This is a genomic window from Vibrio sp. 1249-1, from assembly GCF_033340495.1.
Window position 1 is genome coordinate 121,811 of sequence record NZ_JAWOWJ010000002.1, and the last position, 19,795, is coordinate 141,605.

At 43.9% G+C, this 19,795-nt stretch carries 21 protein-coding genes and 1 tRNA gene; 19 read left to right on the forward strand and 3 right to left on the reverse strand.

What is annotated here, in order from left to right; all coding sequences use genetic code 11:
- The first annotated feature begins 10 nt into the window (after positions 1-10).
- From cydB to R7Z50_RS04105, 15 genes are all read left to right on the forward strand, one after another.
- Entirely contained in the window at positions 11-1,147 is a 1,137-nt protein-coding gene (gene cydB / locus R7Z50_RS04035; protein ID WP_006742909.1) for a cytochrome d ubiquinol oxidase subunit II, read from the forward strand.
- Positions 1,148-1,159: 12 nt separating this feature from the next.
- Positions 1,160-1,267 (forward strand): cytochrome bd-I oxidase subunit CydX, encoded by a 108-nt coding sequence (gene cydX, locus R7Z50_RS04040; protein ID WP_000270284.1) that lies wholly within the window; start codon positions 1,160-1,162, stop codon positions 1,265-1,267.
- The gene (gene ybgE, locus R7Z50_RS04045; protein WP_005378304.1) at positions 1,260-1,562 is read left to right on the forward strand and encodes a cyd operon protein YbgE; all 303 of its coding nucleotides are present in this window, start codon (positions 1,260-1,262) and stop codon (positions 1,560-1,562) included. Before cydX ends, ybgE begins: the two co-directional genes overlap by 8 nt.
- Positions 1,563-1,734: 172 nt before the next feature.
- Positions 1,735-2,154 carry a tol-pal system-associated acyl-CoA thioesterase gene (ybgC, locus tag R7Z50_RS04050; RefSeq protein ID WP_017820044.1) on the forward strand — a complete coding sequence of 140 codons (420 nt, stop codon included), beginning with the start codon at positions 1,735-1,737 and terminating at the stop codon, positions 2,152-2,154.
- Positions 2,144-2,842 carry a protein TolQ gene (gene tolQ, locus R7Z50_RS04055; RefSeq protein WP_005378301.1) on the forward strand — a complete coding sequence of 233 codons (699 nt, stop codon included), beginning with the start codon at positions 2,144-2,146 and terminating at the stop codon, positions 2,840-2,842. The genes ybgC and tolQ overlap by 11 nt, the downstream gene beginning before the upstream one ends.
- A gap of 3 nt (positions 2,843-2,845) precedes the next feature.
- A complete protein-coding gene (locus tag R7Z50_RS04060) occupies positions 2,846-3,289 on the forward strand; it encodes an ExbD/TolR family protein (RefSeq protein ID WP_005378298.1) in 444 nt (147 codons plus the stop codon).
- A 13-nt stretch (positions 3,290-3,302) separates the two neighbouring features.
- Positions 3,303-4,370, forward strand: coding sequence for a cell envelope integrity protein TolA (gene tolA, locus R7Z50_RS04065; protein ID WP_042522108.1), 1,068 nt, complete (start codon positions 3,303-3,305; stop codon positions 4,368-4,370).
- A 12-nt stretch (positions 4,371-4,382) separates the two neighbouring features.
- On the forward strand, positions 4,383-5,735 hold the full coding sequence (gene tolB / locus R7Z50_RS04070) for a Tol-Pal system beta propeller repeat protein TolB (RefSeq protein WP_318148889.1): 1,353 nt from the start codon (positions 4,383-4,385) through the stop codon (positions 5,733-5,735).
- A 30-nt stretch (positions 5,736-5,765) separates the two neighbouring features.
- Positions 5,766-6,290: a peptidoglycan-associated lipoprotein Pal gene (pal, locus tag R7Z50_RS04075; protein WP_005378293.1), complete on the forward strand. Its 525-nt coding sequence runs from the start codon at positions 5,766-5,768 to the stop codon at positions 6,288-6,290.
- 15 nt (positions 6,291-6,305) lie between these two features.
- Positions 6,306-7,058: a tol-pal system protein YbgF gene (ybgF, locus tag R7Z50_RS04080; protein WP_005378285.1), complete on the forward strand. Its 753-nt coding sequence runs from the start codon at positions 6,306-6,308 to the stop codon at positions 7,056-7,058.
- Positions 7,059-7,309: 251 nt separating this feature from the next.
- A complete protein-coding gene (gene nadA / locus R7Z50_RS04085) occupies positions 7,310-8,371 on the forward strand; it encodes a quinolinate synthase NadA (RefSeq protein WP_064367997.1) in 1,062 nt (353 codons plus the stop codon).
- Positions 8,372-8,489: 118 nt separating this feature from the next.
- Positions 8,490-9,533, forward strand: a complete 1,044-nt coding sequence (locus tag R7Z50_RS04090; RefSeq protein WP_258479491.1) for a potassium channel protein — start codon at positions 8,490-8,492, stop codon at positions 9,531-9,533.
- Positions 9,533-9,949, forward strand: a complete 417-nt coding sequence (locus R7Z50_RS04095) for a DUF350 domain-containing protein (protein ID WP_005378281.1) — start codon at positions 9,533-9,535, stop codon at positions 9,947-9,949. Before R7Z50_RS04090 ends, R7Z50_RS04095 begins: the two co-directional genes overlap by 1 nt.
- A gap of 8 nt (positions 9,950-9,957) precedes the next feature.
- On the forward strand, positions 9,958-10,527 hold the full coding sequence (locus R7Z50_RS04100) for a DUF1190 domain-containing protein (RefSeq protein WP_025766906.1): 570 nt from the start codon (positions 9,958-9,960) through the stop codon (positions 10,525-10,527).
- An 8-nt stretch (positions 10,528-10,535) separates the two neighbouring features.
- Positions 10,536-11,702: a glutathionylspermidine synthase family protein gene (locus R7Z50_RS04105; protein ID WP_203345781.1), complete on the forward strand. Its 1,167-nt coding sequence runs from the start codon at positions 10,536-10,538 to the stop codon at positions 11,700-11,702.
- Positions 11,703-11,775: 73 nt separating this feature from the next.
- Here the strand turns inward: R7Z50_RS04105 and R7Z50_RS04110 are convergent, their stop codons facing one another.
- Positions 11,776-12,387 carry a YecA family protein gene (locus R7Z50_RS04110; RefSeq protein ID WP_203345782.1) on the reverse strand — a complete coding sequence of 204 codons (612 nt, stop codon included), beginning with the start codon at positions 12,385-12,387 and terminating at the stop codon, positions 11,776-11,778.
- Positions 12,388-12,438: 51 nt separating this feature from the next.
- On the opposite strand from R7Z50_RS04110, the gene R7Z50_RS04115 reads away from it, so the two are divergent.
- The 4 genes from R7Z50_RS04115 to R7Z50_RS04130 all read left to right on the forward strand — a co-directional run bounded on the left by R7Z50_RS04115 (position 12,439) and on the right by R7Z50_RS04130 (position 17,840).
- A complete protein-coding gene (locus tag R7Z50_RS04115; RefSeq protein ID WP_258479503.1) occupies positions 12,439-14,859 on the forward strand; it encodes an ATP-binding protein in 2,421 nt (806 codons plus the stop codon).
- Positions 14,860-15,361: 502 nt separating this feature from the next.
- Positions 15,362-15,811, forward strand: a complete 450-nt coding sequence (locus tag R7Z50_RS04120) for an L-alanine exporter AlaE (RefSeq protein ID WP_054575116.1) — start codon at positions 15,362-15,364, stop codon at positions 15,809-15,811.
- A 144-nt stretch (positions 15,812-15,955) separates the two neighbouring features.
- Positions 15,956-16,043: transfer RNA gene (locus R7Z50_RS04125), tRNA-Ser, on the forward strand.
- A gap of 93 nt (positions 16,044-16,136) precedes the next feature.
- Entirely contained in the window at positions 16,137-17,840 is a 1,704-nt protein-coding gene (locus R7Z50_RS04130; RefSeq protein WP_318148890.1) for a site-specific integrase, read from the forward strand.
- 127 nt (positions 17,841-17,967) lie between these two features.
- On the opposite strand, the gene R7Z50_RS04135 is transcribed toward R7Z50_RS04130, so the two are convergent.
- Together R7Z50_RS04135 and R7Z50_RS04140 are read right to left on the reverse strand one after the other, a co-directional pair.
- Positions 17,968-18,906 carry a hypothetical protein gene (locus tag R7Z50_RS04135; protein ID WP_244265812.1) on the reverse strand — a complete coding sequence of 313 codons (939 nt, stop codon included), beginning with the start codon at positions 18,904-18,906 and terminating at the stop codon, positions 17,968-17,970.
- A gap of 190 nt (positions 18,907-19,096) precedes the next feature.
- Positions 19,097-19,651 (reverse strand): recombinase family protein, encoded by a 555-nt coding sequence (locus R7Z50_RS04140; RefSeq protein WP_031781197.1) that lies wholly within the window; start codon positions 19,649-19,651, stop codon positions 19,097-19,099.
- Positions 19,652-19,795: the final 144 nt, after the last annotated feature.

Below are 19,795 nucleotides of genomic sequence, written 5' to 3' on the forward strand. Positions count from 1 at the left end.
AGATAACAAGATGTTTGATTACGAAATCTTGCGACTCATCTGGTGGGTACTAATCGGTGTTCTACTAGTTGGTTTTGCAGTAACAGACGGCTTCGATATGGGTGTAGGCGCGCTTGTACCTATCATCGGTAAAAACGACACGCAACGCCGTGTCATGATTAACTCAATTGCTCCTCACTGGGATGGTAACCAAGTTTGGCTTATCACTGCTGGTGGTGCACTGTTCGCAGCTTGGCCTTTGGTTTACGCAACGTCATTTTCAGGCTTCTACTTAGCGATGATTTTGACACTAGCAGCGCTATGGCTTCGTCCTCTGGGCCTAGACTACCGTTCTAAAATCGAAGATCCAAAATGGCGCAATACCTGGGATATCTGTATCTCAATCAGTGGTTTTGTTCCGCCAATCATCTTTGGTGTAGCGTTTGGCAACCTTCTACAAGGTGTACCATTCCAATTGAGTGAGTTCTTGATGCCAACATACCATGGCTCATTCTTTGGTCTACTAAACCCATTTGCACTGTTGTGTGGTCTAGTAAGCTTGTTCATGATTTTGATGCAAGGTTCTACTTGGCTACAAATGAAAACAACAGGCGAAGTGCATGTGCGTGCGCGCAACGTTGCTCAGTTGGCTGGTTTACTGACGGTTGCTGCGTTTGTAGCGGCTGGTTTCTGGATCCAAAATATCGATGGTTACGTCATTGTTGGCGGTATCGACACTAACGCTGCTTCTAACCCTCTAAACAAAGAGGTTATCCGTGAAGCTGGTGCGTGGATGAAGAACTTTGAAAACTACCCACTACTATGGGCTGCTCCTGTATTAGGTGTTGCAATGCCGCTTCTCGCTGTATTGGCATCTCGTCTTGAAAAATGTGCGATTTCGTTCATTACTTCAAGCTTGGGTGTTGCTGGTGTTATCTTTACTGCAGGTTTTGCGATGTTCCCATTCATCATGCCTTCAGACTTAATGCCAAGCCACAGCTTAACAATGTGGGATGCAACGTCATCTGAGCTGACTCTGAACCTAATGACAGGCGTTGCGTTTGTTATGGTGCCAATCATCCTTGGCTACACATCTTGGACTTACTACAAGATGTTTGGTCGCCTTGATGACCAGTACATTGAAGACAACAAAAACTCACTTTACTAAGGAGCATTTACTATGTGGTATTTCGCATGGATTCTAGGTGTACTACTTGCTTGTGCATTCGGTATCATCAACGCTCTTTGGCTAGAGCACTCAGAAATGATGGATAAAGACAGTGAGTAACCTCGCTGATAAGGTAGCGAAACTTCACGCACCAATGGATAAGACTCTGCTACGAGTCTTATCTCTCATCCTTGGCTTTATGCACGTAGGATTGGTGATGTGGGACCCTGAAGCTTACCATCAAGCAATTGGTGGTTTTAACTCAATCATCGCACCAGCACTGATTTGGTCTGTATGTTCAAGCATGGTGTATGGGGTGGGCTTCAAGCCAAGAAACTGGTACTGGCAAGTTTTGTTTAGTCCTTATTTCTCGTTAGCTATCTTAATTTATCTAACGGCACTTTATTTCATTTAGGCTGAAATATGCTGTAATAAAGTCGGTTACTAAATCATCGAATAAAAGCTAGGTATCTCGCCTAGCTTTTATTTTTTCTACAAATTTCAAAAATATTTCCTTAGCTCGGTACCAATTGCTGTCGCTTCAGTTATAGTAATTACTTTAAAGAATTGAATATATTGGTACTCCCTTGCAAGGCACATCAAATCTCTTTCACTGGCCGATCACTGTTTACTATGAAGACACTGATGCGGGCGGTGTTGTATATCATTCTAATTATCTAAAATTCTTTGAGCGCGCACGGACAGAGATGTTACGTGCTAAAGGCATTTCTCAACATGTGTTACTGGAACAAAATATCGGCTTTGTTGTCCGACACATGGATATCGATTTCAACCAAGGGGCTAGGCTGGACGAGCATCTGACAGTCGTAACCCGAGTGTCAGAAATAAAACGTGCTTCTCTACAATTCTGTCAAGAGTTGGTCAATGATCAAGGCAAGATATTGTGCAAGGCCTCGGTTAAGGTAGCATGTATCGATAATAAGAAAATGAAACCAATAGCTATTCCAACCTTTATAAATTCGGAGCTAACAAATAGTGACTGCTGATATTTCCATTTTAGATCTCTTTCTTCAGGCCAGTCTGTTGGTAAAGCTTGTGATGCTGACGTTGCTTGGCATGTCAATTGTGTCATGGGCAATGATCATCAAGCGCAGCAAAGTGCTTTCTCAAGCATCAAAAAATGCAGAGCAGTTTGAAGACAAATTTTGGTCGGGTACTGATCTTTCTCAGCTTTACCAAAAAGTAAAAGCGCGTAAAGACGAAATTGAAGGCACAGAAGAAATCTTCTACGCAGGTTTTACAGAGTTTGCTCGCCTACGTAAGAGCAACGCAAATTCACCAGCTTACATCATGGAAGGCACTGGCCGCGCAATGCGCGTTGCTGTTTCTCGTGAAGTAGATGAGCTAGAAACAAGCTTACCGTTTTTGGCAACAGTCGGTTCTATAAGCCCTTATATCGGCCTATTTGGTACCGTTTGGGGCATCATGCACGCCTTTATTGCGCTGGGTGAAGTAAAGCAAGCTACGTTGTCTATGGTTGCACCGGGTATCGCCGAGGCACTTATCGCGACAGCGATGGGGCTATTTGCGGCTATTCCGGCAGTAATGGCGTACAACCGCCTAAGTAATAAAGTGAGTAAACTAGAGCACACTTACGCAACATTTTCTGAAGAATTCCACAGCATCCTTCATCGTCAAGCGATGGCTGGCCGAGACAGCGCGGATAAGGAATAAAGCATGGCGGGTTATCAACCTAAAAAGCGAAAAATGACAGCGGAGATCAACGTTGTTCCGTATATCGACGTAATGCTCGTACTGTTGATCATTTTTATGGCGACCGCTCCATTTGTGACTCAAGGCGTCGACGTTGATCTTCCGAAAACATCGACCGCAGAATCTATGCAAGACCTTGCTGGCGAGACTGACAGTAGCTTTATTATCATCGAAATTGATAGCGAGGGTAATTTAGGCCTAAGCGTAAATGATGAAGAAGTTCAGCGAGGTTTGTCGTTGCAAGATGTTATTGTGCGAGTGAAAGCGGAGCGAGAGGTTAAGCCGGATTCACCAGTTGCGGTAGGTGGCGACGCGGCAACACCATATGCCGATGTTGTTCTATTGCTAGATGAACTAAGTCGAGCTGGTATCCCTAAGGTAGGTCTAATGACCGATATCAGGGAATAGACATCAATTATCTATGAAAGATCACAAGAAGAAACCCAACCAATACGCCAAACCGATAGCAATATCGGTTGGTTTGCATGCAATTCTAGTTGCAGCCCTGCTTTGGGGGACGGACTTCAACATGTCTAAACCAGAGCCTACAGGGCAAATGGTTCAAGCTGTTGTCATCGATCCAAAACTTGTGCAGCAACAAGCGAAAGAAATTCGCCAGCAACGCGAAAAGGCAGCGAAAAAAGAACAAGAGCGTCTTGATAAACTGAGACGCGAAGCAGAGCAGCTAGAAAAAAACCGCAAAGCTGAAGAAGAGCAAATTCGCAAGTTGAAAGAGCAGCAAGCGAAAGATGCTCAAGCGGCGCGAGAAGCAGAAGCTGCACGTAAGAAAAAAGAGCAAGAGCGCAAGCAGGAAGAAGAACGTGTTCGCAAAGAAAAAGAGCGAGCTGCTAAGCTAGAAAAAGAGCGCAAGGAAAAAGAAGAAGCCGTGCGTAAAGCTGAGCAGGAGCGTTTAGCAAAAGAAGCGGCTATAGCAAAAGCTGAGCAAGAACGTTTGGCTCGTGAAAAAGCAGCAAAAGAAGCGGAAGAAAAAGCACGTCGTGAGCGTGAAGCTGCTGAAAAAGCTGAACAAGAGCGCATTGCAAAAGAGAAAGCGGCAAAAGAGGCAGCGGAGCGAGAGCGTAAAGCGAGAGAAGCAGCTGAGCGTGCCGAGCGTGAGCGTAAAGCTCAAGAAGCCGCGTTAGATGATATTTTTGCGGGTCTCGAGGATGAGGTCAGTAAAAACAGTGCTGCGCGCAATCAATTTATTGACGACGAACTTTCTCGTATGTCATCCATCTATACTCAAAATATTCAGCAAAAGCTGATTAAGGATGACTACTTGCTGGGAAAGGAGTGTAGGGTAAACATCAAATTGATTCCGACAGGAACTGATATGATGGTCTCTGGTGTTACCGTTTTGAGTGGCGATACTCGAGTATGTGCTGCGGCGAAGCGAGCAATAGCTCAGGTAGGGACGTTCCCTAAATCTTCAGAATCAGCGGTCAATGAAAGACTAAAAGACATCAACATAACTGTTGCTTTGGACTAAAAGGAATAAGACGTGATTAGACGCCTTTTACTAGGAATGTTTGTACTGTTTAGCAGTATGACAAATGTGGCGAATGCCGCATTAGAGTTGGTCATTACCGATGGTATTGATTCAGCACGACCAATTGCTGTTGTTCCGTTTAAGTGGGAGGGCACACAAGCGCTTCCAACGGATGTTTCTGCTGTTATCGCCTCGGATTTACAACGTAGTGGTAAATTCAGCCCAGTTCCAACGAGCAAAATGCCACAAACACCGTTCAGTGAATCAGAAGTTAATTTTGATGCTTGGACCAATTTAGGTGTGGATGCGCTATTGACTGGTTCAATCAAGCAAAACGACCAAGGTGACTACGTTATCAACTATCAACTTGTTGATATTGTGCGTGGTCAGTTAACAGGTGGGAAGAGTAAGGCGCTTGGTAGTGACGGTGAATTGGTTCTGTCAAAAGATCATGTGCTGTTCAATAAAGTAGCCACTGTTCAAGGGCCTCGTATGCGTGAGTACGCTCACCGTATCTCTGATTTGGTGTATGAACAGTTAACTGGCGACCGTGGCGCTTTCATGACTCGTATCGCATATGTGGTAGTGAACGATAAAGACCGTTTCCCTTACCAACTTCGAGTCGCTGATTACGATGGCTATAATGAGCGTCTGGTTTTACGTTCTAAGCAACCATTAATGTCACCAGCGTGGTCACCAGATAGTAAAAAGCTTGCGTATGTTAGCTTCCAAAATGGCCAAGCAGAAATCTTCATCATGAACATCTACACCGGTGAACGTGAGAAAATTACTTCATACCCACGTCACAATGGTGCGCCAAGATTTTCGCCAGATGGCAATAAGTTAGCGATTGTTCTTTCTAAAACAGGCTCGCTTCATGTTTATACGTTTGACCTTAACACTCGTAAGCTGACGCAAATTACGCGTGGCAGATCAAATAATACGGAACCGTTCTGGCATCCGGATGGAAAATCGTTGATTTTCACATCGGATAGGGGTGGTAAACCACAGATTTATCAAGTAAATTTGGGCAGCGGTTCTATTGACCGTTTGACTTGGCAAGGCAGCCAAAATTTGGGTGGTCAGATTACTCCTGATGGGCGATTCCTAGTTATGGTGAACCGCAGCAACGCAGGATTTAATTTGGCGAAACAAGATTTGGAAACTGGTGCTCTTCAAGTCTTAACTAAGACCTTGCTTGATGAGTCTCCTAGTATTGCCCCAAACGGTGGCATGGTTGTGTATAGCTCGATTTACAACAAGAAAAACGTACTATCGATGGTGTCAATTGATGGTCGATTCAAAGCTAGATTACCGGCAACAAATGGGCGTGTTCGAGCGCCTGCATGGTCACCGTTTTTGTAGTAATAAGTTTGATTAATAAAGGAAAATAAGATGCAACTGAACAAGGTTCTAAAAGGGCTACTAATCGCGCTTCCTGTAATGGCTGTTACAGCGTGTAGTTCAAGCGACGACGCTGCTTCTAACACTGGTGCAGCAACAAACAACAATGGCGCAGTGGAAACAACAGTAGCTACGCCAATTGATCAAAGCGGTCAGTTGACAGAGCAAGAGCTAAAAGAGCAAGCGCTACGTGAAACTCAAACAATCTACTTTGCTTTTGACAACTCAACAATTGCAGCAGATTACGAAGAGATGCTAGCGGCTCACGCTTCTTACCTAAGCAAGAACCCAGCACTTAACGTAACTATCGAAGGTCACGCTGATGAGCGCGGTACACCTGAGTACAACATTGCTCTAGGTGAGCGTCGTGCACAAGCAGTAGCGAACTACCTACAAGCACTAGGTGTTCAAGCTGACCAAATCTCAATCGTTAGCTACGGTGAAGAGAAGCCACTTCTTCTAGGTCAATCAGATGAAGTTTACGCTAAGAACCGTCGCGCGGTTCTAGTATACTAATTCGAGGTAATCCTCATGTTCAGTAACACTAAGCGCGCTGTTGCGCTTACGTTACTGGCAAGTGCAGCGAACTTTGCGTTCGCTGCACCAGCTCCAGTATCCGATCTCAACAGCACATCATCTGTCTCTAAGAGCCGTTCATCTGAAACGGAAGTAGAACGTCTAGAACGTTTGCTACAAAATCGCAATCGCGTTCAGCTCCAAATGCAACAGCAAATTGACCAAATGTCACAAGAGATCAGTGAATTGCGTGGTCAATTAGAGCGAAATAGCTACGAAATGAAACAAATGTTGCAACGTCAACGTGAGTTGTTTGTCGAGCTGGATCGTGTTCGTGGAGAGATAAAATCCACACCTGCACAAGAAGCACAACCTGTGAAAACAGGTGGCCAGTACACTCCAAATGTTGATGAGCAAACGGCATATCAGAATGCAGTTGACCTCATTCTCAAAAAGCGTGATTACACTGGCGCAATTGCAGCGTTCCAGCAGTTCCAGAAAGATTATCCTGATTCTACATATTCAGCGAATTCTCACTACTGGTTAGGTCAGTTGTACTTCGCTAAAAAGCAGGATGAGGATGCAGTGAAAAGTTTTGCCGCTGTGGTGTCTTATAAAGACTCCAATAAGCGAGCCGATGCGTTGCTTAAGTTAGGCGAAATCGCTGAGCGTAATAACAATGCAGCTCAAGCGAAAAAGTACTACCAACAAGTGGTTGATGAATACCCAGGTAGTGCATCTGCAAAACTTGCCAGCTCTAAGCTGTAAGACGTTATGTTTTAAAAAGGAAGCTTCGGCTTCCTTTTTCTTTTCCATTTTCTGTTGGTGCAGAACGGCTAAGTCGATAGCAATGATGCAGAGCCTCTGACCTTATGTTGCACCGAATTTCGCTACTCGGAAATGCTACCTGTAACAAAGATATACGGCTAGACCGCTAGAAATCCCCGCGACAAGTTGGTTTTTGAAAATTAACGAGGTTACAATACTCGGATTAAAGGAAGTTGCGTAGAGCAAGAGCAATGAGCCATATATTAGATAAAATCGACACTGTTTACCCATTCCCACCGAAACCAGTTCCATTAAGCGAAGAAGAAAAAGCATCTTACATTGAGCGTATTAAAAAGTTACTCAAAGAAAAAGATGCGGTACTTATCGCGCACTATTATACCGACCCTGAGATTCAAGCCCTAGCTGAAGACACTGGCGGGTTTGTTGGTGACTCGTTGGAAATGGCGAAGTTTGGTAATCGTCACCCTGCAAGTACATTGATTATTGGTGGTGTTCGCTTTATGGGCGAGTCGGCCAAAATTCTGACACCAGAAAAGCGCATTCTAATGCCAACGTTGGAAGCGGAATGTTCGCTCGACCTTGGCTGTCCTGCGGATAAGTTCAGCGAGTTTTGTGATGCTCACCCTGATCATACGGTTGTAGTTTACGCAAATACTTCAGCAGCGGTTAAAGCCCGTGCCGACTGGGTCGTTACATCGAGCATTGCGCTTGAAATCGTGGAACACTTAGACGCTGAAGATAAGCCAATTATTTGGGGACCAGACCGTCACCTAGGATCGTACATCGCTAACAAAACTGGCGCAGATATGCTGCTTTGGCAGGGTGAGTGTGTGGTTCATGATGAGTTCTCTGCTGATGCGCTACGAAAAATGAAGAGCGTGTATCCAGATGCGGCTATTTTGGTTCACCCTGAGTCACCAGCAAGCGTCGTAGAACTTGCCGATGCCGTTGGATCAACGAGTCAGCTGATCAAAGCAGCGAAAGAGCTTCCTCACAAACAAATGATCGTTGCGACAGACAAAGGCATTTTCTTTAAAATGCAGCAACTTGTGCCAGAGAAAGAACTTATCGAAGCGCCAACCGCAGGTGCAGGCGCAACATGTCGCAGCTGTGCACACTGTCCTTGGATGGCAATGAACGGTTTGAAAGCAATTGAGAAAGCGCTTAGTGAAGGTGGTGAAGAGCACGAGATTTTTGTTGACGAAGAACTGCGTGTTAAATCCCTTATACCGCTTAACCGCATGCTAGATTTTGCTGAGCAGCTAAATATGCAAGTGAAAGGTAATGCTTAAAAAGTAGGCGTAACTGAAAGTAAATCTCAAAAACCAGCCGAATATGGCTGGTTTTTTTGTGTCTTACTATCAATGAGTTACTATTGATGCAATCAATGAATATCGAGGTCATAAATTTATGGCGGTGTGGTTAGTAGTTAAAAAGTGGCTTAGTTCCCACCTTTTTAAATTGAGCAACCGAAGCCTTCTCATCTTTAGTGGCTTATATGTGAGCCTTTCATGGTGGCTGCTGGTTCTCGCTGGTGAAACCGCATTAACAGACAGTTTCGCTAACTTTATCTATTACCTCATGGTTACGGCGAGTACGGTGGGTTATGGCGACCATTCTCCTGTAACAGATTTGGGTAAATGGGTTGTCGTACTATTTGTAATCCCCGGCGGTTTGAGCTTATTCGCCGCATTATTGGGGCGTGTCGCTGGAGTAGCGATGGACTATTGGCGAGCGGGTATTTTAGGAAAACGGAGAGTAAGAGTGGAAAACCATATTGTATTGTTGGGCTGGAATGGATCGAGAACGATGCACCTTATTCGCATGTTACAACATGAAGAAGAGGGAAAGCGTCCGATTGTTTTATGCAGCCGTTCAGAAATAGAGAACCCGTTACCTGGCGAAATCAGTTTTATCAAAGTGACCAGTTATACCGATTCGCAAGAAATGAAAAACGCCAATATTGCCGAAGCCGCTTGCATTATTGTGGATAATCTCTCGGACGACATTACCTTGTCAGCCGCTCTATACTGCGCATCTGTAAACCCTTCCGCTCATTTGGTCGCTTACTTTAAAGATGAAGCGCTAGGCCGACTTCTAAGTCAGCATTGCCCGAAAGCGGAATGCATACCTGCTGTTGGCGCAGAAATGTTGGCAAAAGCGGCGGTTGACCCGGGCTCAAGTGCGCTTCATCAGGAGCTTTTGGCTTCAACACGAGGTATGACGCAATACTCAGTTATTTATCCTGAGGGGCAGTCTGCCACCACTATTGAGAATCTCTTCGTTTTTCTCAAAAGACGCCATCATGCCACGCTGATTGCTTTTGATATTGGCGATGGTATTCAACTCAACCCAGATTTAGATGCTGAAGTACCCGCGAGTACCAAGCTGTTTTACATTGCAGATGAACGTATTGAAGATTTTGCCTGGAAAGAAATGAACAAGGAACAATAATGCACATGATTGCCGGCCTGTTAGCAGGCTTCCCAAACTTTTTACTCTATTTCTCTGTTTCTATTATTTTTGTATTGGCGTTTAAGTTCATCTACGTCAAGTTGACGCCATACGATGAGTGGCATCTGATCAAAGAAAAACAAAATACAGCAGCAGCGATTGCGCTAAGTGGGGCTTTCCTTGGTTACTGTCTCGCGATTTCGGGGGCGGCAAAAAACTCGGTCAATATCGTCGATTTTATGGTGTGGGGCGTTGTCGCAATGCTTGCTCAAATTATCGCATTTGCAATTGTACGCTTTATTTTACTTCCGAAAGTGGCAGAGCGTATCGAAAAAGATGAACTGCCAGCCGGTATCGTATTAGCAGCAGTTTCTGTTTCGGTTGGCGTATTGAATGCCGCGTGCATGACCTACTAGGAGGAACGATGAAGCGGAGTTCTAACGTTAAACGTTCTTCCATGGACAAAAGCTTAAAGCTTGGGAAAATTCTTCCCTTTGCTGCCTTTGGTGGTATTTTCTTCTTTGCTACGTACGAGTCAAAAACAGAAGGGTACATTTTTTCTGATGCTGATGAGTGTAAATCTAACTCGCCTGAGTTTAGTGAACAGTGTGACATTGCATACCAAGAAGCTTTAGCTCGTGCCGAACAAAATGCCCCTCGCTACCGCAGCGAGTTCGAATGCGAGAATGATTTCTACGAGGATGATTGTTACTACAGTTCCAGTTCCCGAGCTTATGTACCTAACTTTGGCGGTTTTTTTTACAGTCGCTCATTAAGCGGGTTGAAAGGTTATAACAAGAGCTATTACTCAGAGCCGATGTACCGTTATAAATCCAAATTCTATAATGGAGCAGGACAATTCTTTGGCTCCTACCGAAATCAGCCGACCAAAGTTGCGACGAATAGCCTTAATAAACGTGGTGGCGGCACCATTGGCAGGGCGATGTCTCGAGGCGGGTTTGGTAAAGCGGTGTCGGTCAGTCGAGGCGGTTAAAAAGAACTATGTTTCGACGAGAAATACAAGAGCGCGAAAACTGGCGTGAATTAGCACGCCAGTTTGGTTTTGGTTTCCATACCATGTATGACCAACCGTATTGGGATGAGAGTGCTTACTATCAATTCACGCTGGAGCAAATTGAGCGCGATATAGAAGCGCCCACTGAAGAGCTGCATCAGATGTGCCTGGCTATTGTGGATGAAGTCGTTCGGAGTGAGCGGTTGCTGACGCAATGTGCGATCCCTGAATCTATGTGGGAGCAGGTCGCTTCTTCATGGAGACGAAGCGAACCTTCGCTTTATTCGCGGCTGGATTTCGCGTACAACGGGACCTCGTCAGCAAAATTACTGGAAAACAATGCGGATACGCCAACCAGCTTGTTTGAAACTGGCTTTTGGCAGTGGGTGTGGCTAGAAGATGTTGTAAATAAAGGTCGAGTTCACCAGAGCGCGGATCAATTCAATATTCTTCAAGACTTTTTGATCGAGCGCTTTGCCGAAATAGCAAAATACCAACCAGGACAAACACTTCACTTTAGCTGCTGCAAGTACACTGAAGAAGATAAAGGGACTGTCCAGTATTTAGAGGATTGCGCGCGAGAGGCAGGGTTAGCAACGGCATTCGTGCATGTCGAAGATATTGGAGTGACGGAAGATGGTCTGTTTGTGGATGCTGACGACAGAGCGATTCGTTGGATGTTTAAGCTTTACCCTTGGGAGTTTATGTTTGAAGAGGAATATGCGAAGTACTTAGCGACTGCGAACGTAAACTGGTTAGAACCGATGTGGAAGTCGATTCTATCCAATAAAGCACTTTTACCGTTATTGTGGGAGCGTTTTCCTAACCACCCGAACCTTTTGCCCGCTTATTTTGCTAACGATTCAAAAGCGAACACTATGAGAGATTATGTCATCAAGCCACTATTTTCTCGAGAGGGCGCGAACATCGAGATCGTCATCGATGGAAAACGTTTTGTTAAAACGTCAGGGCCTTATGAATCTAAATTTAATATCGTCCAGCAATACCATCCACTACCTAAGTTTGGGCAAAACCATACGTTAATTGGCAGTTGGTTGGTCAATGATAGAGCTGCCGGTATTTCGATTAGGGAAGACAGTAGCTTAGTGACTCAAGATATGGCGCGGTATATTCCACATGTAATTTTAACATGATCAAAAAAGCTCTCCATTTGGAGAGCTTTTTGTCTATTCAGCCGTTCAATCTTGATGGTCGACAGCGTTGCGTCTATTGTTCTTCAGCTAATGCAACACCGCGCTGGGTAAGACCACATAACATCACTGGCATTGCATTGAAGATTTCCTCAAACTGCTCTAAGCCTTCCATACCTTGTTCGGCCAATGTTTCAATGGTTGTTTCTGGGTCGTAAAGCATAGTAAGAGAAAGTAAAAGACCACCGAGTAGGGCATTATCTTCGCTATCCTCAGGCATCAACGTTTCCCAGTCATCACGCGCAAGTTGCCAGCCTTGTAATACACCTTCACAGAAATCGCGAGCCTGACTTGTTACAATGTCTTGCTCATCTAGCGCGCACCCTGCAGGCCACTGCCAAGTGCCTTCTAGGAGAGCGGGACGAGTTTGGTTCCACATTTGTACAATCTCGTCAATGTACTGCTCTAGTTGTTCACCGTCAGTAAATGGCGCTGTTTCTTCTCCACCCCATAAGAATGGCAACCACTCTTGAGGCATTAATACGTTTGGCGCTGCAGCCATCGCTGTTACAAAGCCTTGAGTTTTTGCTAGGTTTAGTAGTTTACCGTCAAGTTCTGGGAGAGAAAGGATGTCTTGTAGTTTCAAAATAGAATACCATTTGTTAATGGGCTGGTTGATTGCGCTCATCTTACCAATCAATTAGTGATAAATCGATATTAGGGAATGATTCACACATCTATGGAAATTCGCTCATCACTTAGAAAAAAAAGCATTCTCGCCCTAACACTTTACCTGTGCTTCTTTATCGCCACTATCGGTTCTGTCGCCTATTTGGTTGTTGAGCCACCGGTTAGACAAAAGCTAGAGCAAAACCTAGAGTTACGTACCCAACTTCTGGCTCTTGAGATCAAAGAGCCCCTCCTCAGTTCTACAGGTGTATTGAGCAGCTTAGTAGGGCTAGCCCAAGGGACTGAAAATATTCAATCTCTCAACACAATAATTCCACATATACTTCAATTGAGTGACAAGATGCTTGTTAGTGGTGGCGTATGGCCTAAACCCGAACTCAAAGCAGAACAATGGAGATATAAAAGTCTATTCTTCAATAAAAACAGTGATAGTGGTATTGACCAAATTCACTCCTACAATAACCCCGAATCTGGCGGTTATGATAATGAACCCTGGTATGTCGCTGCCGCCGATGCTCCGGTAGGTTCTGTTAGTTGGTCTACGGTTTACATCGATACCTTTACTCAGGTCCAGATGATTACCGCGTCTTCTCCGTACTACCAAAACGGTCGATTCGCTGGAGTTGTAACGGTAGACCTATCACTTGATGCACTTTTTCAGTTTATTCGAGAGCACACGAACCAGCATTCTTTGGGGGTAGTGGTTCGCGATGCTGACTCAAACGTGATTATTGAACACAACTTTCTACTGACGGACGAAATTTATGTCAGCGAGCTTGATTTCGGAGAGTTCGACTGGCGCATGGAAGTTGTCAACGCAAAAGCTAAAGTCGCCGATCAAGTGTTTGAACAAGTGATGAGCGTTGAGGGGAGGATCATTCCATTTTTGCTCTTGTGTGTCTTGGTCGGTTACTACTTACTGAATCGCTATATTGTTGAACCAATTGTTCGCATTGCCGCTAAGATTGACGACTCTAAAACAGGTGGGATCATAGATATTGAGTACGATAGCGATGACGAAATCGGACAGCTTATCGAGAAGTTCAATGAAAAGACGATCTATTTGGAGCAGGAGAGAATAAAAGCTCAGGCTTCGACAAACGCTAAAACGGCATTTTTAGCCACATTGTCCCACGAGATTCGCACACCAATGAACGGTGTACTAGGAACTGCCCAGATACTGTTAAAAACACCACTTACCGATGAGCAACGTAAGCACCTGAGAACACTTTATGATTCAGGTGATCACATGATGACATTACTCAATGAGATTTTAGATTACTCAAAAATTGAACAAGGGCATGTTGAGTTTGAAAATAAGCCTTTCCCAATTGAGTCGATTATCGGCAGTATCAAGAGTGTTTATCAAACTCTATGTGCAGAAAAAGGTCTTCGCTTTAGAGTAGTCTCGCATTTACCAACGGGTCGTTGGTACAACAATGACAAAGCCCGTTTGCGTCAAGTACTGTTCAATCTACTCAATAACGCTGTTAAGTTCACCGATCGTGGCATCGTAGAGGTAGAGCTAGCCGAGAAATCGAGTAAGGCAGGCACCAAGCTGATACTAAAGGTAAAAGATACAGGAATTGGTATTTCAAAAGAGGCACAAAAACGCATTTTTCGTCCTTTTGAGCAAGCGGAGTCATCAACGACTAGACGGTTTGGTGGAACAGGGCTTGGTTTAGCAATAGTCAAAGAAATCGCGGAACATATGGGTGGGCAAGTGGTTGTAGAGAGTCAGGAGGACGCTGGAACGACTTTTACTGTCGAAATTGCCCTTACACCTTGCAAGCCAGGTAAAGTAGAGTCAATCAATACACATAAATTGAACTGTAAAGGGTTGAAAGCACTCATTGTTGAAGACAACCGAACAAATGCGATCATTATGGAAACTTTCCTCCGAGCCAAGGGCTTTGAGTGCACAAGTGTCGAAAATGGTCAGCTTGCAGTCGATGAGGTTGCGATCAAACCATTTGATTTGATACTGATGGATAATCATATGCCTGTTCTAGATGGCGTTGGGGCCATATCAGCCATTCGAGCAATGAGTTCACCTGCTAAGTCGGTACTGATTTTTGGCTGTACAGCGGATGTGTTCAAAGAAACACAAGAGCGTATGATTAATGTAGGAGCAGATCACATAATAGCGAAACCAATAGTGGAGTCTGAATTAAATGATGCACTGTATCTTCATGCGACACAGTTATATCAGTACCAATCGGACTTTGATGGAAATGCAGCAGATAGCTTTAATGCTGAAAAGTGGTTACTCAACTTCTATGTCGCTCTAGATAATGGACATCTTAATGAAGCACTTGAGGCTATTTCAGCGATCATTGCGGAGGCTCCCCTTGAACTCAGTGGCGACGTTTCTTCAGTCGCCGAACGGATAAGAAGTAACTTAAAGCGTCAGCAATCCCCAGACCAAGATGATATCGATACATTAACGATTTTGCTGGCCTCACCATAATTTAATCAATATGGCGCAACTGTGAATTGTTCTTACTATTCATACGTCATCCAGCTTCGTGACAAACTCTTCTAACCCGCAATGAACAGGCTTGCAGTTTTACTTTTACGAGTAAAACAGCAAGACCTTCTACTGTGATTATATCGGTAATACTCTGAATTTTCGCAGCTTGGTAGCATAAGCTATAGGAGTGACTGTTTTCGGTCCGAGTTTTGTTCTAACTTTACGTCAAAATAATTATCGTAACCCCTTTTTATGTAAGTGAAATCCGTGTTTTTGTACCATTTTTACGTGATTTTAGGCGTTTTTACTCGCCATTGGTGAAAAAAACTACTTTTACTTTAAAAGTTGGTTATAAATTTACAACTTAATTTTAAATACAGAGCCATAAGCTAGTTTTTGTGTGTTCTAATTGCATCATTAACTGGCTTGATGTCTTTTTGGTGGTTAATAGTTTTATTATTTTCATTAATTGCAGTGTTTGATTTTAAGGGTTTTGTAAATGAAGTCTCGTGGACCATTTTGTATTCGTCACGCCGCAGCGGATACCTTTGCTATGGTTGTTTTTTGCTTTATCACAGGGATGATTGTCGAGATTTTGATTTCAGGGATGACATTTGAGCAATCTCTAGCATCGCGTACGCTATCGATTCCAGTGAATATCGCCATTGCTTGGCCGTATGGGGTTTTTCGTGATTGGGTGCTGCATCAAGGTAGTAAGGTGTCACCGTCTTCCTTTATGAAGAATATCTCTGATCTGGTCGCTTATGTACTATTTCAATCTCCAGTTTATGCGGGTATCTTATTCGCAGTTGGCGCATCTACAGATCAAATTGTGACCGCAGTAGCAAGTAACGCTGTTATTTCTTGTGGCATGGGTGTGTTGTATGGGTACTTCTTGGACATGTGCCGCCGTTGGTTCCGTGTTCCCGGTTATTCTCAAAGCATCTAAATGCCCCAGTTTTGCTCAATTTAGTTACTTAGTGAGCAATCGATTCGAAAAGGGCGCTTTTTTTTATGTTTAGCCTTGACCATCAGGCACATAATCATTAAATTAGCGCCTCGTTAGCCAATGATGCTAACCAAAATTTGATTCGGTGAGTTGTCCGAGTGGCTGAAGGAGCACGCCTGGAAAGTGTGTATACGGCAACGTATCGAGAGTTCGAATCTCTCACTCACCGCCACATTCTATAAGCCCTTGTAGTGTAAGAACTTCTTATAATACAGGGGTTTGGTGTTTTAATGTAAGCTGCCTACTGGTACAAAGAGTAGGTACAATGTCGAACATCATGGCAAGTCCTTATAAGCATCCCCAAACTGGTGTTTACTACTTTAGAATGGCTGTCCCAAAAAAGCTGGTTCCTATAATCGGTAAGACAGTCTTCAAGAAATCTCTTCAAACGAAAAACCTTTCTGAAGCAAAGCAGCGCTTTCCTCAGCATCTTGATGATGCGCTCAAGCAAATCGACTTCGCTAATTTAAAGCTATCTAATTCATCTGATATTGAGCTTAATGTCCGTGATTGCGCGATCATTGCCGAGCGTTGGTATCTACGTGTCAAAGATGAGGTTGATGGTAATGGTAACTATGATTGCTATCTTCGATATGAATGGTATGGCGTTGAGGGCGATAAGCGTCTCCACGTATTCGGCTTGTCTGACACATTTGAGTTTAGTGGTCTAGATGCATCAAAAGCTACGGAAGTAGAATACCAAGAGCTTTTGGAAGGCTTGAAAGATTTCATTGAAGAACAGCTAAAAATAGAAGGTTTAGTTGTATGTGAGACAAGCGCTTCATATAGACGTTTGGTTTACGCTTTTTACGATTACGCCCGTCGAGTTGAGTCTCTCTGTTTGGCTCGTCACAAGCGAGACTTTGGGTATGAGCCAGTGACCACTCCAATCGCTAGTGAGTCCCTTTCAGTACTTAAGCCTGATAAGATACCGTCTAGGACTTTGAAACCATCTCAGAACTCCATTTCGAGCCTATTGAAGCGTTACCTTGAGTCTGCATCTATTAATGGCAAAGCTTCTCAATCCTTGGCAGAGGTTGAGTCTCAGATAGAGCGTCTTATAGAGATAATAGGGGATCTAGACGTTGCTGATGTAACGAGAGGTCATATCTCAAAATACAAAGATACCCTGTTACAATTGCCTAAGTCTAAAGCCAAAGAGATTAGAAACAAATCAATACCTGAGCAGCTTGAGCTTGTTAAAACAAAAGGGCTTGAAACAATCGCTCCTTCAACCGTTAAGACTATTCTCAGAAAGACTTCTCCTGTATTTGGCTATGCTGTTGAGCTTGGTTTGATAGACGTCAACCCATACAAAGGCGTAACACTTCCTAAAGTACAGAATAAGTCTGCGGTAGCTGAAGCTAAAGGGTTTACGCCTAGCGAGATCAATCAGCTATTTAAGCTAGATATATTCACTGATGTTACTGCTAGTAAGCCTTATGGCATGGCTTGTTATTGGGTGCCTCTTCTATGCAGATATACGGGTTCTCGGATTGAAGAAATGGTTCAACTTAGAAGTTCAGATATACAACGATCAGACGAAGGTATTCACTTTATTTATGTTCGTGAGGGTGAAGAGCAGAACGTAAAAAACGTTAAGTCAGTTCGACAAGTGCCGATTCATGATCATCTCATTGATTTGGGTTTTTTGGATTATGTGGCGTCCTGTGGAGAGTTTCTATTCCCTGAGCACAAGCCAAACAAACACGGTAAAAGGTCTGGTGCTATTGGTAAGTGGTGGAGTAAACAGGTCAAGAGGTTAGGCATAACCAAGCAGCCATCACACTCGTTTAGGCACTCTTTGAGAACAGCTTTGCGTGGTCTAGGAGTAGTTGATTCTGTTAGTGATGCTATCACTGGTCACGCTCCGGCTAATATCGGAGCAGCATACGGTACGGTTGATATGAAGGCTAAGAAGAAAGCAATAGACTGTTTGCCTAGGCTGGCTGTCCCACGTCTTTGGTAGTTTTTCGTTAATGTCTTTACACTGTTGTGTACACCTAAAGTCTCCCCACTGTACACACGTGTACACTTTGGTTTGAATTAGCCCGTAGGCCTTGTAGTATAAGGCTTACGAGCTCACAATGTCATTTCTATAACTCGTAGTTTTCTGTTACATTAGGGGCTTTATTTCCACTATTTTTATCTTGAATACTTCCTTCGATAGTCCCAGCTTTTTCCAGCCACTTACTCCGTTGAGATATCGAGATACCTAGTTGAGAGCCCCTAGTGAACTTCCTTAAGCCTTCCCTGAAGATGTCCTCTCCAAAGAACTCAACGAGGCGGCTGATGCTCTTTGAGACGTCTTTAATTTGCTTTTGCTCCCACTGCTCATCATCTTTGTCAGGCACATACTCCTTACCCTTAAAAGCATCTGAGAGTCGTCTAATCTTCGGGAAACCCTTAGAGTCCCAACAGCTTTGGGGTAGGTAATAACGTGACTCCAAGCCAAACTTGAGGCTTTCAACAAAGCTCTCTAAGTCGTTCATCTCGATGGCATTCCCTAATGCTTCTTTGCAAGCTTTTAAGCCGTTAGCGATGTGTCCAGCCTGACCACGGCTACACCCAACAAGCTCCTCTATTTGAGAGACGCTTAGGTCAAACTCTCGGTTAACAATTAGCTTGCGAAACTTAGCTTGCGTTGCTTCATCTTTAGTAACTCCAACCCCATGTGCTTGGTTGACATCTTGGGCTGCTGAGAATGCCTCAGCGTAGGTACGGTTTTCTATGATCAACGAGTTAATCATCAATTCAGCATCGGGGTTTTCTTCAAGGTACTTCAAACAAGCTCCAGTGCGGTGGAAACCATCCACTACGTAATACTTGTCATCAATCACAAAAACAGTGATAGGTTGCCTTATAGGCTGTCCATTACGAAGGTCTTCAAGAATCTCCTTACTTTGGCTCTCTTGCTTAATCTCTTGCGCTGAACGTTCTCGTTTGTCTTTTATGAGTTCAACGTCACGGGCTTGCATCGCGGGATCGAGTATGAGAGTTCGAGGGTCTAAATACGCAAATCTGCTATCTGCCATGAATTGGTTCATAGTGTGTTATGTACCTGTAGGTATATGATTAATTATTAATGTTTCTCTTTTTGGTTTGATTGGAACCCTAGGAGGGGGAGGGTTCGGAGTAATACATATCGAATACGATTGCGGCGTACCGTTACGCACACACAAAACGGGATTTATAAAACTTCATTTTTTTGGTAATTACGGTGTACTAAGTCTTTGCTAAGGCTCTTTGGACTGTGGATAAGGAGACTCCTATTTCGGAGGCAATCTTTCTCAAGGAAAAACCTTGTGAACGTAGCTCAGCGATACGCTGGTGGTTAGTTGTGTTAGTTGGTCTACCTTTATATTTCCCTGCTGCTTTAGCTTTCTCAATGCCTTCCTGACGTCTTTCCTGAATCATTGCTAACTCGAATTGAGCTACAGCTCCTAGCATGTTCAGCATGAGCTCAGACATATGATCACTTCCACCAGCATTAAAGCTTAGGTTTTCCTTGTGGAATCTCACGCTAACACCTTGGCTAGTCCAGTCGTTTATTAGTTGCTTCAAATCAACCAAATTACGAGCTAGGCGGTCGATGCTATGAACGTGGATTGTATCTCCTTCTCGAACGTAGTCTTTAAGAGCTTCTAATGCTGGTCGTTTAGTTGAGCCACCACTGCATTTATCTGTAAAGCTCTTATCAAAGGTGATACCAGAATCTGTAAGTTGACGGTCTGTATTTTGGTCTGTGGTCGAAACACGCAGATAAGCTATGTGTGCCATTAGGTGTACCCGTTTAACTCTAAGATGTTAGAAATTTTATTGTGGTCACAATGCAAATTCAACCCTATTGGGTACTGTTTGATCAAGGTTTGACCGTAGTCGTTTGGGTATACCTAATGAGTACACTAAATTCGTCTTTTGGAG

What these genes read in the sequence shown, in the direction of transcription:
- R7Z50_RS04115 (WP_258479503.1), top strand. Translation starts at nt 12,439, where the DNA reads ATGGAAATTCGCTCATCACTTAGAAAAAAAAGCATTCTCGCCCTAACA.
- R7Z50_RS04140 (WP_031781197.1), bottom strand. Translation starts at nt 19,651, where the DNA reads ATGGCACACATAGCTTATCTGCGTGTTTCGACCACAGACCAAAATACA.
- R7Z50_RS04120 (WP_054575116.1), top strand. Translation starts at nt 15,362, where the DNA reads ATGAAGTCTCGTGGACCATTTTGTATTCGTCACGCCGCAGCGGATACC.
- R7Z50_RS04095 (WP_005378281.1), top strand. Translation starts at nt 9,533, where the DNA reads ATGCACATGATTGCCGGCCTGTTAGCAGGCTTCCCAAACTTTTTACTC.
- R7Z50_RS04105 (WP_203345781.1), top strand. Translation starts at nt 10,536, where the DNA reads ATGTTTCGACGAGAAATACAAGAGCGCGAAAACTGGCGTGAATTAGCA.
- R7Z50_RS04110 (WP_203345782.1), bottom strand. Translation starts at nt 12,387, where the DNA reads ATGAGCGCAATCAACCAGCCCATTAACAAATGGTATTCTATTTTGAAA.
- ybgF (WP_005378285.1), top strand. Translation starts at nt 6,306, where the DNA reads ATGTTCAGTAACACTAAGCGCGCTGTTGCGCTTACGTTACTGGCAAGT.
- R7Z50_RS04100 (WP_025766906.1), top strand. Translation starts at nt 9,958, where the DNA reads ATGAAGCGGAGTTCTAACGTTAAACGTTCTTCCATGGACAAAAGCTTA.
- R7Z50_RS04135 (WP_244265812.1), bottom strand. Translation starts at nt 18,906, where the DNA reads ATGGCAGATAGCAGATTTGCGTATTTAGACCCTCGAACTCTCATACTC.
- tolA (WP_042522108.1), top strand. Translation starts at nt 3,303, where the DNA reads ATGAAAGATCACAAGAAGAAACCCAACCAATACGCCAAACCGATAGCA.
- R7Z50_RS04090 (WP_258479491.1), top strand. Translation starts at nt 8,490, where the DNA reads ATGGCGGTGTGGTTAGTAGTTAAAAAGTGGCTTAGTTCCCACCTTTTT.
- nadA (WP_064367997.1), top strand. Translation starts at nt 7,310, where the DNA reads ATGAGCCATATATTAGATAAAATCGACACTGTTTACCCATTCCCACCG.
- cydX (WP_000270284.1), top strand. Translation starts at nt 1,160, where the DNA reads ATGTGGTATTTCGCATGGATTCTAGGTGTACTACTTGCTTGTGCATTC.
- pal (WP_005378293.1), top strand. Translation starts at nt 5,766, where the DNA reads ATGCAACTGAACAAGGTTCTAAAAGGGCTACTAATCGCGCTTCCTGTA.
- R7Z50_RS04060 (WP_005378298.1), top strand. Translation starts at nt 2,846, where the DNA reads ATGGCGGGTTATCAACCTAAAAAGCGAAAAATGACAGCGGAGATCAAC.
- R7Z50_RS04130 (WP_318148890.1), top strand. Translation starts at nt 16,137, where the DNA reads ATGTCGAACATCATGGCAAGTCCTTATAAGCATCCCCAAACTGGTGTT.
- cydB (WP_006742909.1), top strand. Translation starts at nt 11, where the DNA reads ATGTTTGATTACGAAATCTTGCGACTCATCTGGTGGGTACTAATCGGT.